This window comes from Bradyrhizobium sp. RDI18 (assembly GCF_043203335.1).
GTDB lineage: Bacteria > Pseudomonadota > Alphaproteobacteria > Rhizobiales > Xanthobacteraceae > Bradyrhizobium > Bradyrhizobium retamae.
Genome location: NZ_JBICRN010000008.1, coordinates 4800382 through 4813806 on the forward strand (window position 1 = coordinate 4800382; position 13425 = coordinate 4813806).

The 13425-nt window shown below is 64.1% G+C and carries 13 protein-coding genes; 7 read left to right on the top strand and 6 right to left on the bottom strand.

Going from position 1 to position 13425, the window contains the following annotated elements; translation table 11 throughout:
- The first annotated feature begins 29 nt into the window (after nucleotides 1-29).
- The gene (locus ACFXS9_RS32325) at nucleotides 30-605 is read left to right on the top strand and encodes a YidB family protein (protein WP_065746641.1); all 576 of its coding nucleotides are present in this window, start codon (nucleotides 30-32) and stop codon (nucleotides 603-605) included.
- A gap of 71 nt (nucleotides 606-676) precedes the next feature.
- Nucleotides 677-955: a GlsB/YeaQ/YmgE family stress response membrane protein gene (locus tag ACFXS9_RS32330; RefSeq protein ID WP_392696144.1), complete on the top strand. Its 279-nt coding sequence runs from the start codon at nucleotides 677-679 to the stop codon at nucleotides 953-955.
- A gap of 102 nt (nucleotides 956-1057) precedes the next feature.
- Here ACFXS9_RS32330 and ACFXS9_RS32335 read toward each other — a convergent pair whose 3' ends face one another.
- Nucleotides 1058-1840, bottom strand: a complete 783-nt coding sequence (locus tag ACFXS9_RS32335; protein WP_028347623.1) for an SDR family NAD(P)-dependent oxidoreductase — start codon at nucleotides 1838-1840, stop codon at nucleotides 1058-1060.
- Between the two features lie 279 nt (nucleotides 1841-2119).
- Between ACFXS9_RS32335 and ACFXS9_RS32340 the strand changes: the two genes are divergently transcribed.
- The 3 genes from ACFXS9_RS32340 to ACFXS9_RS32350 are packed head-to-tail and all read left to right on the top strand — an operon-like array spanning nucleotide 2120 to nucleotide 5220.
- Nucleotides 2120-3187, top strand: a complete 1068-nt coding sequence (locus tag ACFXS9_RS32340; protein ID WP_392696148.1) for an acyl-CoA dehydrogenase family protein — start codon at nucleotides 2120-2122, stop codon at nucleotides 3185-3187.
- A gap of 32 nt (nucleotides 3188-3219) precedes the next feature.
- Nucleotides 3220-4380 (top strand): acyl-CoA dehydrogenase family protein, encoded by a 1161-nt coding sequence (locus ACFXS9_RS32345; RefSeq protein WP_065746638.1) that lies wholly within the window; start codon nucleotides 3220-3222, stop codon nucleotides 4378-4380.
- A 39-nt stretch (nucleotides 4381-4419) separates the two neighbouring features.
- Nucleotides 4420-5220 carry an enoyl-CoA hydratase/isomerase family protein gene (locus ACFXS9_RS32350; RefSeq protein WP_334371114.1) on the top strand — a complete coding sequence of 267 codons (801 nt, stop codon included), beginning with the start codon at nucleotides 4420-4422 and terminating at the stop codon, nucleotides 5218-5220.
- Nucleotides 5221-5378: 158 nt separating this feature from the next.
- Here ACFXS9_RS32350 and ACFXS9_RS32355 read toward each other — a convergent pair whose 3' ends face one another.
- The 4 genes from ACFXS9_RS32355 to ACFXS9_RS32370 all read right to left on the bottom strand — a co-directional run bounded on the left by ACFXS9_RS32355 (nucleotide 5379) and on the right by ACFXS9_RS32370 (nucleotide 8914).
- Complete coding sequence (locus ACFXS9_RS32355; RefSeq protein WP_392696152.1) at nucleotides 5379-6143, bottom strand: hypothetical protein; 765 nt, start codon at nucleotides 6141-6143, stop codon at nucleotides 5379-5381.
- 1 nt (nucleotide 6144) lies between these two features.
- Nucleotides 6145-6939, bottom strand: a complete 795-nt coding sequence (locus ACFXS9_RS32360; protein ID WP_392696154.1) for an enoyl-CoA hydratase — start codon at nucleotides 6937-6939, stop codon at nucleotides 6145-6147.
- 147 nt (nucleotides 6940-7086) lie between these two features.
- Entirely contained in the window at nucleotides 7087-8250 is a 1164-nt protein-coding gene (locus tag ACFXS9_RS32365) for an ABC transporter substrate-binding protein (protein WP_392700136.1), read from the bottom strand.
- A 250-nt stretch (nucleotides 8251-8500) separates the two neighbouring features.
- Complete coding sequence (locus tag ACFXS9_RS32370) at nucleotides 8501-8914, bottom strand: VOC family protein (protein ID WP_392696157.1); 414 nt, start codon at nucleotides 8912-8914, stop codon at nucleotides 8501-8503.
- Nucleotides 8915-9231: 317 nt separating this feature from the next.
- Here ACFXS9_RS32370 and ACFXS9_RS32375 point away from each other — a divergent pair, with 317 nt between their 5' ends.
- Nucleotides 9232-9786, top strand: coding sequence for a thermonuclease family protein (locus ACFXS9_RS32375; RefSeq protein ID WP_392696160.1), 555 nt, complete (start codon nucleotides 9232-9234; stop codon nucleotides 9784-9786).
- A gap of 102 nt (nucleotides 9787-9888) precedes the next feature.
- Nucleotides 9889-11376, top strand: a complete 1488-nt coding sequence (locus tag ACFXS9_RS32380; RefSeq protein WP_392700138.1) for a M48 family metalloprotease — start codon at nucleotides 9889-9891, stop codon at nucleotides 11374-11376.
- Nucleotides 11377-11534: 158 nt separating this feature from the next.
- Here the strand turns inward: ACFXS9_RS32380 and ACFXS9_RS32385 are convergent, their stop codons facing one another.
- Nucleotides 11535-13193: a peptidoglycan-binding protein gene (locus ACFXS9_RS32385; RefSeq protein WP_392696163.1), complete on the bottom strand. Its 1659-nt coding sequence runs from the start codon at nucleotides 13191-13193 to the stop codon at nucleotides 11535-11537.
- Nucleotides 13194-13425: the final 232 nt, after the last annotated feature.

Sequence of the window (13425 nt, forward strand, 5' to 3'; positions counted from 1 at the left end):
CACGCCGGGGCTACGCAGAGGAGACAACCATGGGTTTACTCGACGTACTCAACGGCATGATGAATGGACCGCGCGGCCCGAGCCGCCCCAGCTCACAATCCGAGAGCGGCGGAATGTCGCCCTTGACCATGGCGATCCTGGCGCTGCTGGCCTGGAAAGGCATCAAGCATTTCAGCGGCAACCAGACCGGCTCGGCACCGCAACCGGCGCCCGCGCCGGGCAATGTGAATGCCGGCATGCCCGGCGGCGGCATGGGCGGCGGACTCAGCGACATGCTCAAAGGGGGCTTGGGCGGGCTTCTTGCTGGAGGCGCGGCCGGCACCGTTTTGAGCGGCGGCCTCGGCGACCTCCTGAATCAATTGCAGCAGAAGGGCCTCGGCGACCAGGCGGACTCCTGGGTCAGCAATGGTCCCAACAAACAGGTTTCGCCCGGCGATCTCGCCAATGCGCTCGGCGCCGATCAGATCGATCAGCTATCGGCGCAAAGCGGATTGTCGCGCGACGATTTGCTGCAAGGCCTCAGCCAGTATCTGCCCGACGTCGTCAATCATCTGACGCCGGACGGACGGCTGCCGAACGAGAACGAGATATCGGAACGGATCTGACGCCGCGAGACGCGCGGCGCTCGAGAGGTGCCGCTCCGCTTTAACCATCGACGCATTGGAAAGGGACGGAAATGAGCGGCATTATCTGGATCATTGTCGTCGGCTTCGTCGCCGGCATCATCGCGCGCATCCTTTCGCCGGGCCAGAACAACCCGACCGGCTTCATCCTGACGACGGTGCTCGGCATCGCCGGCGCGTTCCTGGCGACCTTCGTCGGCCAGGCGATCGGCCATTACAGCCCCGATCAGGGCGCCGGCTTCATCACCGCTACCATCGGCGCCCTGGTGGTGCTGTTCATCTGGAACAGGCTGGTAGCGCGCGGCGTGATCTCGGATCCGGGGAACCGATAAGATCCGTGGGGTGGGCAAAGGCGCGCTTCGCGCCGTGCCCACCATCACTTGCTCGGTTGAGAATGGTGGGCACGCTTCGCTTTGCCCACCCTATAAATCCCGTCACAACACCAGATGCATCCCTGCATCCATGCGCACGAACTCGCCGGTCATGTTGCTCGACGCCGGCGAAGCGAGGAAGCAGACGAGCTGCGCGATATCTTCCGCCGTCGAGGCGACCTTCAACGGCACCTTCGCCACGACCGCGTCGCGCACCGCTTTCGCGCCGGCCTCGCCGCGGCCCTTGGTGAACCACGGCGTATCGATATAGCCGGGACATACCGTGTTGACGCGGATCAGCGGCGCCAGCGCCCGCGCCAGCGATTGCGTCATGGTGTTGAGCGCGCCCTTGCTTGCGGCATAAGCGACCGACGAGCCGCCGCCGGAAATGCCGGCGACCGACGACACGTTGACCACGGCGGACGGCAGGTTGGAGGCTTTCGCGCCCGCTTCGAGCAGCGCGCGCGCCGCGCGGATCATCTGGAACGGGCCGATCGTGTTGACGGCATAGATGCGCTGAAAGTCCTCGGCCGAAAGCCCGTCGAGATCGTGATGCGGCACGTGCTTGGTGGTGCCGGCATTGTTGACCAGCACGTCGAGGCGTCCCCACGGCACGGCCGCGGCAGCGATCTTCCTGCAGTCTTCATCGCGCGACACGTCGCCCTGCACGACCACGACCTCGGCGCCAGCGCTGCGGCAGAGATCGGCGGTCGCTTCGGCTTCCGCCTTGCTGTTGGAATAGTTGACGACGATGCGCGCGCCGCCCTTTGCCAGAATGGCCGCGGTCGCCGCTCCCAAGCCGGACGCAGAACCGGTGACAATCGCGCACAAACCATCCTTCGACATCCGCATTCCCTTTGTTGTTCTTGAAATAACGTTTTGACCGCCCGCTGGCGGGGCCGGGCGCTACCATATCGCGCGGCCAACGGCGTGCAAATCCGAAGAAGTCCGTTGCGCGGAATTTATTCTTTGCGCCGCGATCTTCATGCCGCCGCCTCATGCGGCCCTGCGGACAGCGCTTGTCACGGCTATGGCTTTTGCCCATCATAAAGCGCAAGAAAAGACCGCAGCCGGCCCGGCCATGTCAGTTGGGGTTGGCATGCCAATTTCAAATCGGGGAACGCTGTGGCGGAGAGTGAGAACATCGTTGCCGAGACTGCGGAGAAAATCTTCGCCGATCTCGCCGACGCCCAAACCATCAATCGCGACAAGAAGGGCGAGTGGAAAGCCCCACTCTGGCAGGCGCTGACCGATGCCGGCCTGCCGCTGTCTTGGGTGCCGGAGGATTGCGGCGGCTCGGGCGCCTCTCTCGCCGAAGGCTTTAGCGTGCTGAGCGCGGCCGGCCGCTTTGCCGTCGCGGTGCCGCTGGCCGAAACCATGCTGGCGGGCTGGCTGTTGGCGCAGGCAAAGATCACTTCGCCCGGCGGCAAGATGACGGTAGTGCCCGCGAGCCCGAAAGACCGGACTACCGTCAATGCCGATGGCAGCCTCTCGGGCAGGGCGCGCGGCGTGCCGTTTGCCAAGGTTGCAAAACACTTCGCGGTGCTCGCCAGCGATGCGAAGGGTGATTTCGCCGTCGCGCTGGTCGATGCCGGCAAGTGCCGGATCGAGAGCGGCCTCAATCTCGGCGGCGATCCTTCTGATGTCGTGACGCTGGACAAGGTGCCGCCGGTCGCGATCAAGCCGGCGCCAACAGGTTTCGACCAGGCCCGGCTGATGCTGATGGGCGGCGTCGCCCGATCCCTGCAGATCGCCGGCGCGCTGGAATCGATGCTGGATATCTCCGTGCGCTATTCCAACGAGCGTGTCGCCTTCGAGAAGAAGATCTCGAAATTCCAGGCGGTGCAGCACAATCTGGCGCGGCTCGCCGGCGAGTCGGCGGCCGCACTTGCCGCGGCCACCTCGGCCGCGGACGCCATTGCCAACGCGACCTCCTTCAACGACGAAGTGTTTCTCGAGGCAGTGGCGGCGAAAATCCGCTGCTCGGAGGCGGCGGAAAAAGGCGGCGGCATCGCCCATCAGGTGCACGGCGCGATCGGCTTTACCATCGAGCACATCCTGCACCGCTACTCGCTGCGTGCACTGGCATGGCGCGACGATTTCGGCTCCGAGAGTTTTTGGGCGGTCGAGCTCGGCAAGCTCGTGGCGCAAAGAGGCGCCGATGAGTTGTGGCCGCTCGTGGCCTCGCGCTGAGATCATCTCGATTGCCTGCATAGAGAACAACAATGACCGCAGCCCTACGTTTCGATCCGATCCGCCTGCCGAGCGAATGCGAGCAGTTGCGCAAGGAAGTCCGCGCCTTCCTTGCCGAAGAAATCGCCGCCGGCACCTTCGATCCGCACAAGCCGAATCGCGAAGATACCGACGTGCCGGAATTTTCCCGAAAGGTCGGCGCGCGCGGCTGGCTCGGCATGACCTGGCCGAAGAAATACGGCGGCCATGAGCGCTCGTTCCTCGAGCGTTATGTGGTGACCGAGGAAATGCGCGTGGCGAATGCGCCGACGCGGCGCTTCTTTGTCGCCGACCGCCAGAGCGGCCCAGTGCTTTTGAAATACGCACCCGAGCACATCAAGATGGAAATCCTGCCGCGCATCTGCCGCGGCGAGATCTGCTTTGCGATTGGCATGAGCGAGCCGAACTCCGGCTCCGATCTGTTCGCGGCAAAGACCCGCGCGACCAAGACCGACGGCGGCTATCTGATCAATGGCACCAAGATCTGGACCTCTTCGGCCCATATCGCCGATTACATGATCGCGATTTTTCGGACGTCACCGCCGACCAAGGAAAACCGCCGCCACGGCCTGACGCAGTTTCTGGTCAAGATGAAGCAGCCCGGCATCCAGGTGAACCCGATCGGCCAGATCACCGGGCAGTATGAGTTCAACGAGGTGGTGTTCACCGATCACTTCATTCCCGACGATCACGTGCTCGGCGAAATCGACGGCGCCTGGAAACAGGCGACGTCAGAACTCGCTTATGAACGGTCCGGCCCCGAGCGCTTCCTGGAGACTTACTACGTGCTGACCGAGCTGGTCCGCGCCGTCGGCAATAACCCGGACACCCGCAGCGCCGAAGGCATCGGCCGCCTGGTCGCGCAGGTGCACACGATGCGGCGCATGTCGGTGTCGGTCGCGGGCATGCTGCAGGCCGGCAAGGAGCCGGTGGTCGAGGCCTCTATCGTGAAAGACATCGGCACCATCTGGGAGCAGCAATTGCCGCATCGCGTGCGTGAGCTCGCCGCCTTTGTCGAGGAAACCGCTGGTAACCGCGAGACGCTGGAAAAGCAGCTCGACTTCGCCATCAAGACCGCGCCCAAGCTGACGATCCAGGGCGGCACCACCGAAGTGCTGCGCGGCATCATCGCCCGCGGGCTCGGTCTGCGCTAGCGCGCGGCCTGGTTTGCGCTAATTCAACGAGGAAACCGCATGAGCAAATACACTGATATCGGCGTCGAGAAGCACGGCCATGTCGGCCTGATCGAAATCCGCAAGCCGCCCTTGAATTTCTTCGACGTCTCGCTGATCAACCAGATTGCGGATGCGCTGGAGGAGTTCGACAACGACATCGAAATCCGCAGCTCCGTGCTCGCAGCCCAAGGCAAGGCGTTCTGCGCCGGCGCGGATTTTTCAGATCCGAAGCGGCAGGAGCAGGAAGCGAGCGCGCAGAATGATCCGGCCGCCAATCTGCCGATCAACCATCTCTACGTCCAGGCCGTGCGCATCTTCCGCAACAAGAAGCCGATCGTCGCCGCCGTCCATGGCGCGGCCATCGGCGGCGGCCTGGGACTAGCCGTCTCGGCCGATTTCCGCGTCACCTGTCCCGAGGCGCGCTTCGCCGCCAACTTTACAAAACTCGGCTTTCATCCTGGCTTCGGCCTGACCACGACGCTTCCCGAACTCGTTGGCCGCAACAACGCCGAACTGATCTTCTACACCAGCCGCCGCATCACCGGCGAGGAAGCCACGCGCATGGGTCTCGCCAATGTCTGCGTGCCGCAGGACCAGGTCCGCGCCGAGGCCATGAAGCTCGCCGCCGAAATCGCCGAATGCTCCCCGCTCGGCCTGATCTCGACCCGCGCCACCATGCGCGCCGGCCTCGCCGACCGCGTCATGGCCGCCACCAACCACGAGCTCGCCGAGCAGACCAGACTCCGCGCCACGGAAGATTTCAAAGAAGGCGTCAAAGCCACCGCCGAGCGAAGGGCGGCGAATTTCAAGGGACGGTGATCTAGCGCAACTCTCTCACCCCGTCGTCCCGGCCTTGAGCCGGGACCCATACGCCGCGGCCCGCGGAAAGGGCACAAGGGGGGACGGCTTCCCTCGCCATGGGCAACGGTGGTTATAGGTCCCTGCGTTCGCAGGGACGACGTGTTGATAGATCGTGCCTACGCTACCAACTTGAACGTCACGCCGCAAAGATCGAACCCGTCGCCCGCCACCTTGCAGCCCTTCGCCTTCGCCGCATCTCGCACCCTCGCGATATCGGCGACCCGGAACGTCAATCCGCTCATCAGGTCGCTCGCGCCGTTGACAAAGCGGAAGCTCGCATTGGGCAGTTTCAGCTCTGGCTCACCGGCCGCCCCCTCGCTCACGTCAATGCCCAGAATCTTCCCCCAGTGCTCAGCGAGCCCCAGCGGATCCGGGCTCTGCATCTCGACTTCCGTCAGCGCCACCGTCACGTCCTTGCGGATCGCCTTCTGCCAGTCCGGGCCCGCCGGCGGATAGGGCCCCAGCACGTCGTCGCTGCCGTCGGTATGATTGAACTCGATGAAGGCGGCGCGGCAATCGCGCGGATGCAGTTGCACGCCGTGATAGGGCGCGTGCGTGATCACGTTCGCGGTGCGCACGCCGATCGCATTGGCATGCTTGCCGCGCGCGTCCGGATCGTCGCAGCAGAAGATCGCCATGTAGCCGCCGCGGCCGCCGGTCTTGTCGAGGAAGCGCCCCGCCGCAGTGCCCGGCTGGATCGGCGCCACCACTTCGAGCAGGATCGTGTCGACCGGTAGCAGTGCGTTCTCCAGTCCGTACTTGGCGACATTGCCGTCGCGGTAACAGACGTTGAGGCCCATGATTTCGGAAATGTCCGAGATCACCGGCTCCAGATGCGGCGCTACCAGGCAGATCTGCCGTAGCCTGAGATACTCGGCCATATCAATGTCCCCGAAAGACGGGCTTGCGCTTTTCGACAAAGGCTTTTGCGGCCTCCTTGTGATCGGCGGTGTCGCCCGAGCGCGAATGATGGATCGCTTCGGCATCAAAACAGGCCTCCAGCGACATCGTCTCGGCATTGTTGATGTTGCGCTTGATGTAGCCCAGCGTCACCGACGGACCCTGCGCCAGCGACATCGCGAGATCGTGCGCCTCCGTATCGATGTCAGCGTCCGGCACCACCTTTGTCACCATGCCGAGATTGTAGGCCTCCGTCGCGCTCAGTACCGGCGAGGTCAGATAGAGCTCGCGCGCTTTCGCAGCTCCGAGCATCTGGGTGAGGAAATAGGTGCCGCCGTAATCCCCTGACAATCCGACCTTGGCGAACGCGGTGGTGATCTTGCAGGAGGCGCTGGCAACGCGCAGGTCGCATGATAGTGCGATGGAGAGACCGGCGCCCGCGGCGGCGCCATCGAGCTGCGCCACCACCGGCTTCGGCATCTGGTGCAGGATCCGCGAGACTTCCATGCCGCGGCGCAAGTTCGCCATCTTGGCCTCGAAGCCGAGCGGCGCCCTGCCCTCCGCCATCGACTTGACGTCACCTCCGACGCAGAACGTGCCGCCCGCGCCCTTCAAGAGTACCGCGCGCACCTCGTGATCATCAGCCGCGCGCCGTGCGGCTTCGACCAATCCGCGCGTCATGTCGGGATTGAGCGCGTTGCGCCGGTCGGGGCGGTTCATGGTGATGGTGAGTAAGCCCTGTTCGAACTTCTGGAGGACCATTTCGTTTGCGCTCATGGGGTGGTGCTTTCGTTGTTATTGGTTGAGATGGAATTCCGGCCTCTCCCCGTCATTGCGAGCGAAGCGAAGCAATCCATACTTTCTTTGCCGCTCTATGGATTGCTTCGTCGCTTCCGCTCCTCGCAATGACGCGGAAGCAGCGCTCTATTTCTTCACCAGCGGGCAGCGCGAGGCTTCCAGCGGCTGGAATGCCTCGTTGCCGGGGATCGTCGCCAGCAGCTTGTAATAATCCCAGCGCGTCTTCGACTCGGACGGTTTCTTGACCTCGAACAGATACATGTCGTGCACCATGCGGCCGTCGTCGCGAATCTTGCCGTTCCTGGCGAACATGTCGTTGACCGGCGTCTCCTTCATCACCTTCATCACCACGGCCGCATCCGTGGTGCCCGCGGCCTTGACGGCTTTCAGGTAATGCAGGACGGACGAATAGACGCTGGCCTGCGCCGCGGTCGGCGGCCGCTTGACGCGCTCCATGAAGCGTTTTGAAAACGCGCGGGTGTCGTCGTTAAGGTCCCAATAGAAGGCTTCGGCCAGCAGCAGACCCTGCGCCGTCTCGAGACCGACGCTGTCGATGTCGGTGACGAAGGCGAGCAGCGGCGAAAGCTTTTGGCCGCCGCTCCTGGTCAGCCCGAATTCCGCCGCCTGCTTGATCGCGTTGATGGTGTCGCCGCCGGCATTGGCGAGGCCGACAACCTTGGCCTTCGAGCTCTGCGCCTGCAGCAGGAACGAGGAGAAGTCCGACGTGTTGAGCGGATGCTTGACGCTGCCGAGCACCTTGCCGCCGGCCTTCACCACCACATTGCTGGTGTCCTTTTCCAGGTCCTGGCCGAACGCATAGTCGGCGGTGAGGAAGAACCAGGTCTCGAAGCCGCTCTTCACAGTGGCAAGCCCGGTGACGTTGGCCTGCGCAAAGGTATCGTAGGAATAATGCACGGTGTAGAGGCCGCAGGCCTCGTTGCTCAGTCGGATCGAGGCCGGGCCGCTATACATCACGATCTTGTTGCGCGCCTTCGCGATTTCGCCGGCAGCCAGCGCCGTCGCGGAGGCCGCCACGTCGTACAGCATCTCGACGCCCTGATTGTCGAGCATGTCGCGCGCGATGCTGGCGGCAAGATCGGCCTTGTTGAGATGATCGGCCGCGACGATCTCGACCTTGCGCCCCAGCACCTCGCCGCCAAAATCCGCCACCGCCATCTTCGCGGCCGTCTCCGAACCCGGCCCGGTGATGTCTGCGTAAAGCCCGGACATATCGAGGATGCCGCCGAGCTTGAGCGGCTTGCTCTGCGCCAGCGCTGCAGTCGCCGACATCGCCAGCGCGGCGGCGAAAACGCTTGCTGTTGCTCTCTTCACGGAGTCCTCCCTTTTCACGCGCCGCATTGCCTGCGGCTTTGAAATTTCGGCGCGATCATGCCGCATGGGGTCAGCAGCGGCAAGGCGCGGCCGTTTTCCGCTAAGCGGAATGATTTTTGTAGGATGGGTGGAGCGCAGCGATACCCATCAAATCCCTTCACAGCGACATGATGGGTATCGCTTCGCTCCACCCATCCTACGCAGCACACTACGCCAGCAATCCCTTCCCCGGCACATGATTGAGCTCGAGCCTTATGCCATCGGGATCCTCAAACAGGATTGAGTAATAGCCCGGCGCCCATTGGTCTTCGCGCGGCGCGCGGATGATTTTGGCGCCAAGTGTCTGGAGGAAGCCGTGCAGCTCATCGACATCTGCGCGGTCGCGCGCGCGGAAGCAGAGGTGGTGCAGGCCGACGCGCTGCTGTTCGAAGGCGGCGCCCTCGTGCTCTGGCGACGGCGCGCTGATGCCGACCGCGGTGCGGCCGCCGACGCAGTAATAGGTCGTCTCGGTATCGATGACCGGCTTCAAGCCAAGAAACGGCAGCAGCTTGCGATAGAAATCGCGGGAGCGTTCGTAATTCGAGGCGGTGAGGAAAATATGGGCGACGCCGTTGACTTCCATTGTCTCCCCTCACGTAGCAATCTAAGGTAGCAATGCCGTGGATAGTCGAGCATACAGGAACGAGCGGGACAGTGAGCAGCGTTATGATCGGTCCGGCATTGCGTTACAGCGCTGCGCTTCCGGCCTATGCCGCCTCCCTTCTAGTGCTGGCGTCCGCCGGCCAAGCCGACGCTGCGGATTGCGCGCTGGAGCGACAAGGCGAAGGCCGCGCCACTGCCGTCGTCGATGCGCGCGGCTTTCGCCTCGAGGACGGCCGGGAAGTCCGCCTCGCCGGCATCGAGCGGGCGGGAACCGACACGGCCAGCGGCAGGGCCGCATTGTCCGCCATCATCACCGGCCGCGACGTGACCTTGCATGGCGAGGATGACACGCCCGATCGCTACGGCCGGCAGTCGGCCTTTGTGTTCGTGACCGGCTCGGAACAATCGGTGCAAAGCGAGCTGCTGCGCCGCGGCGAGACGCTGGTTTCGAGCGATATATCCGACAAAAATTGCGCTGCAGCGCTGTCCGCCGCCGAGGGCGTGGCGAGAAATGCCAAATTGGGCATCTGGGCTGAAACCACGGCCATAAAAAACGCGGAAAGTCCGGGCGATATTCTGGCCGCGATTGGGCAGTTTACGGTGGTCGAGGGCAGAGTGTTGTCCGTTCGGCAGGCAGGGGCAATGACCTACCTGAATTTCGGGCGGAACTGGACACGGGACTTTGCTGCGACTATTTCAAGGCGCATCATACCGGCGTTCGAGAGCGCCGGCCTTGGACCTAAGTCGCTCGAAAATCGACGGATTCGTGTCCGCGGCGTTATCTCGTCGCGGGGAGGACCACGGATTGAAGTGCTTCGGGTGGGGCAGATTGAAGTGCTGGGCGAGAAATAGCGCTTGATTCGAAGGCTGGGCATCGGTCTTCGCCGGGGTCACGCGCAAAGAAGAGGGGATGAGATCACCGATCCCGATCGGATCGTGATCTTAGTGGCTGATTTGACGCATCGTGCACAACGGCGCGAAGGAAAGACGGGCCGCCGCCTTCTGGCCGCGCCGGCTCTGTTGTGCGCTGCGCTCACGCTCTCTTCCTGTGGAAATCTCGGGAAGATCGAGACGGCCGCACCGACGGTGCCCGCGCCGAAGCCAAGCCGCACCGTCGCGCAGACACCGGCGAGCGAGCGCGAGCACGAGCGCATTTTGGCCTCCTATGGCGGCGCCTATGACGATCCGAAACTCGCAACCCTGATCGGCAAGACGGTCGACCGGCTGGTAGCGGCGTCCGACCGTCCGGACCAGGCCTACCGGGTGACCATCCTCAATTCCGGCGCGGTCAACGCCTTCGCGCTGCCGACCGGCCAGCTCTATGTGACGCGCGGGCTGGTGGCGCTCGCCAGCGATACCTCGGAACTGTCCTCGGTGCTGAGCCACGAGATGGCGCATGTCATCGCAAAACACGCCTCGATCCGGGAAGACCAGGCGCGACAGGCGGCGGTGGTGACGCGTGTCGTCACCGACATGAGCAACGATCCGGATCTGACGGCGCTGGCGCTGGCGAAAACCAAGCTGACGATGGCGAGCTTCTCAAGGCAGCAGGAATTCGAGGCCGATGGCATCGGCGTCGGCATTTCGGCCCGTGCCCGCTTCGATCCCTATGGCGCGGCGCGCTTCCTCGCCGCGATGGAACGCAACGCGGCGCTGAAGGCCGGCAAGACCTCGCTCGATCCGCGCGCGCAGGACTTTCTGTCCTCGCATCCGGCAACGCCCGAGCGCGTGCAGAACGCGCAGGCCAGCGCGCGGCAATATACCTCGCCGCAGAGCGGCGAGCGCGACCGCGAGACCTATCTCGCCGCCATCGACAACATCGTCTATGGCGAGGATCCCAGCGAGGGCTTTGTACGCGGGCGCCGCTTTCTGCATCCGAAACTCGGCTTCACCTTCCAGGCGCCCGAGACGTTCACGCTCGACAACACGGCGCAGGCCGTGATCGGCGTGCGCGAGGGCGGCACGCAGGCGATGCGCTTCGACGTGGTGCGCGTGCCGGCCGAACAGTCGCTCGCCGATTACCTCAATTCCGGCTGGATGGAAGGTGTCGACAAGGGCTCGACCGAAGACCTGATGATCAACGGTTTCCCGGTGGCTGCGGCGTCGGCGAATGGCGATCAGTGGCAGTTCAAGGTCTATGCGCTACGTTACGGCAGCGACGTCTACCGCTTCATCTTCGCCGCCAAGCAGCGCAATACCGAAAGCGAGCGAAATGCGCGCGAGACCGTCAACTCGTTCCGCCGCCTGACGCTGGAAGAAATCCAGGCCGCGCGCCCCTTGCGTATCAAGGTCATCACCGTGCAGCCCGGCGACACCGTGGAATCGCTCTCCCACCGCATGACCGGCGTCGACCGCCCTGCCGAGCGCTTCCGCATCCTCAATGGCCTCGACCAGCACGCCCAGGTCAAGCCGCGCGATCGCGTGAAGATCGTGGTGGATTGACGCGCGGCCGAAACAAGATCACTCAGCGAGGCTGCTCGCCTTCCCCTCTCTCCTCGTGGGAGAGGTGGATCGAACGAGCGCACGCAGTAACCGCGCGAGGACCTGCCTCGTCCAAGCGGAAAAAAACGAGAGCCCCGCCGAAGCGGGGCTCAAGATGATCAATACTTGCGACCTGAACCGCCCTGATCAGACTGGCTCTTCGTCGCAGGTGCCGGCGCATTGTTGTTCTGGTTAGTCTGCCCGGACGGCTGGTTGGAGCTCGGCTGATTGCCGCCTCGCGCCGGGGCCTGTCCAGTCGTCTGACCAGCCGGAGGCCGTTGCGTGCCGGCCTGGCCGGTAGTTGCCGGCTGGTTTCGTCCAGCCTGACCGGTTGTCGTAGGCTCGTTCTGCCGGGCAGGCGCATTAGCCTGACCGGTATTCTGGCCGGTCACGTTCTGCCGCGCCGGCGGTTGCTGGCCGGCCGTCGTCGACTGGCTCTGAGTGGCACTTATCTTGTTGGACACTCCGAGCGCGGCAACAGTGCGTGTATCAATCGTGCCGCTGGCCTGCAGGCCCTGCCGCCGCTGGAAGACCATCAAAGCTTCGCGCGTCCGGGCGCTGAACACGCCATCCGCCCTGCCAGTCAGCAAACCGCGTTGGATGAGCACCCGCTGCACCACGCGGATTTCGTCGGGGCTCAGATCGAGCGCGGCGACGCTGCCACCGCCGATGCGGCCACGACCCGTGAACCGCGTCCTCGGTCCTGCCGGGACAACGTCCACGATCCTCCGGCTCCGATCCACGAACACGATCTCGTCCTCCACGACGAAGAAGCTGTAGTCGCGGTAGGCCGGGAACGTGTCGATCAATACGGGGAATGCCGCGACCGACACATAGGAGACATGCCGTGGCACCACGACGCCGGTGTTGATCCGGAAGTTGATGGAGTTGACGTTAACCCGCGCCACATTGCGCGAGCCAAGCACCGACTGCTGCAGCGTTGTCTGCTGTTGTGCAGTCACCGACACGCGGCCCGACATGCTCTGAGCGGCCGCACCCTGGCCTTCCGCCCGCGCATCGGTCTGTCCGCGGATGTTGGCGCCGGTCGTTGTGGACTGACCCTGCTGCGTCGCCTGGCCCTGCTGCGTGGTCTGACCTTGGGAAGGAGCGCTTGGCCTGGTGTTGGCGCCGGTCGTCGTACCCGGCCTTGGATTCGGACCCTCCGTTGCCGCACCGGTCTGGTCACGGCGCTGCTGGGTTGTCTCTGCGGTTGCCGGCTTCTGCTTTTGCTGCGCCTTTTGTTCGGTCTGACGCGTCTGGTCGCGCTCGCCACGGCCTTGCCCCACGGTCTGGTCCTTTTGCCTGCCATAGGACTGGTCCTGCGCCTTTCGTTCTGACTGACGCAGTTGATCGCGCTCGCCGCGGCCTTGCCCGACCGTCTGATCCTTTTGCCCGCGCTGCGACCGATCCGCGCCGATCTGTCGCTCGCCCCTATCCATCGCGCGGCCGCTCTCTCTCATTCCTTCGCTACGCTGCGCGCGCGATGGCGCAGCAGCAGGGCTTTCCGCCCGGCCGCCCGATCGGCCTTGCGTCATCCCTTCGCTGCGGGATGCGCCGCCTGCGCCCTGCGAAATTCCACCTCCCGACTGCCTCTGTTCGGCGGCACCGCCGCCAGCTCCTCCACCGGCGCTTATTCCGCCGCCGGCGCCTGCTCCTCCGCCGGCACCCATTCCGCCACCGCCGCCACCATCACGCATGCCTTGTGCCGCCGCCAGACTGACGCCGGCGAGCAGCGCTGCTGTGGTCAGCAGGAACCTGCTCTTTCTAATGCTGTGCATGTGAAAACCTCCTCCGTTTGCCTCGCAGCATTTTTTTCGACGCGGTACTTTCGAACTGCGCAGTTCAAGGCTCCGTTATGAGTGACGGACCTGCTGCAAACGAGCGCTCGTCCGAGTTTCCGATCTGCTGGGAAAACGAAGGCCCGATGCCATTCGTTCCCGTTCACGCCGTTGCGCCAGCAGAACCCACGGTTCCGGAGCGAAACTGGCTCACGGTTGTACGCTTGGCGCG

What these genes read in the sequence shown, in the direction of transcription:
- ACFXS9_RS32365 (WP_392700136.1), bottom strand. Translation starts at nt 8,250, where the DNA reads ATGTCGGCGACTGCAGCGCTGGCGCAGAGCAAGCCGCTCAAGCTCGGC.
- ACFXS9_RS32385 (WP_392696163.1), bottom strand. Translation starts at nt 13,193, where the DNA reads ATGCACAGCATTAGAAAGAGCAGGTTCCTGCTGACCACAGCAGCGCTG.
- ACFXS9_RS32355 (WP_392696152.1), bottom strand. Translation starts at nt 6,143, where the DNA reads ATGGCCGAGTATCTCAGGCTACGGCAGATCTGCCTGGTAGCGCCGCAT.
- ACFXS9_RS32370 (WP_392696157.1), bottom strand. Translation starts at nt 8,914, where the DNA reads ATGGAAGTCAACGGCGTCGCCCATATTTTCCTCACCGCCTCGAATTAC.
- ACFXS9_RS32350 (WP_334371114.1), top strand. Translation starts at nt 4,420, where the DNA reads ATGAGCAAATACACTGATATCGGCGTCGAGAAGCACGGCCATGTCGGC.
- ACFXS9_RS32345 (WP_065746638.1), top strand. Translation starts at nt 3,220, where the DNA reads ATGACCGCAGCCCTACGTTTCGATCCGATCCGCCTGCCGAGCGAATGC.
- ACFXS9_RS32360 (WP_392696154.1), bottom strand. Translation starts at nt 6,939, where the DNA reads ATGAGCGCAAACGAAATGGTCCTCCAGAAGTTCGAACAGGGCTTACTC.
- ACFXS9_RS32325 (WP_065746641.1), top strand. Translation starts at nt 30, where the DNA reads ATGGGTTTACTCGACGTACTCAACGGCATGATGAATGGACCGCGCGGC.
- ACFXS9_RS32330 (WP_392696144.1), top strand. Translation starts at nt 677, where the DNA reads ATGAGCGGCATTATCTGGATCATTGTCGTCGGCTTCGTCGCCGGCATC.
- ACFXS9_RS32335 (WP_028347623.1), bottom strand. Translation starts at nt 1,840, where the DNA reads ATGTCGAAGGATGGTTTGTGCGCGATTGTCACCGGTTCTGCGTCCGGC.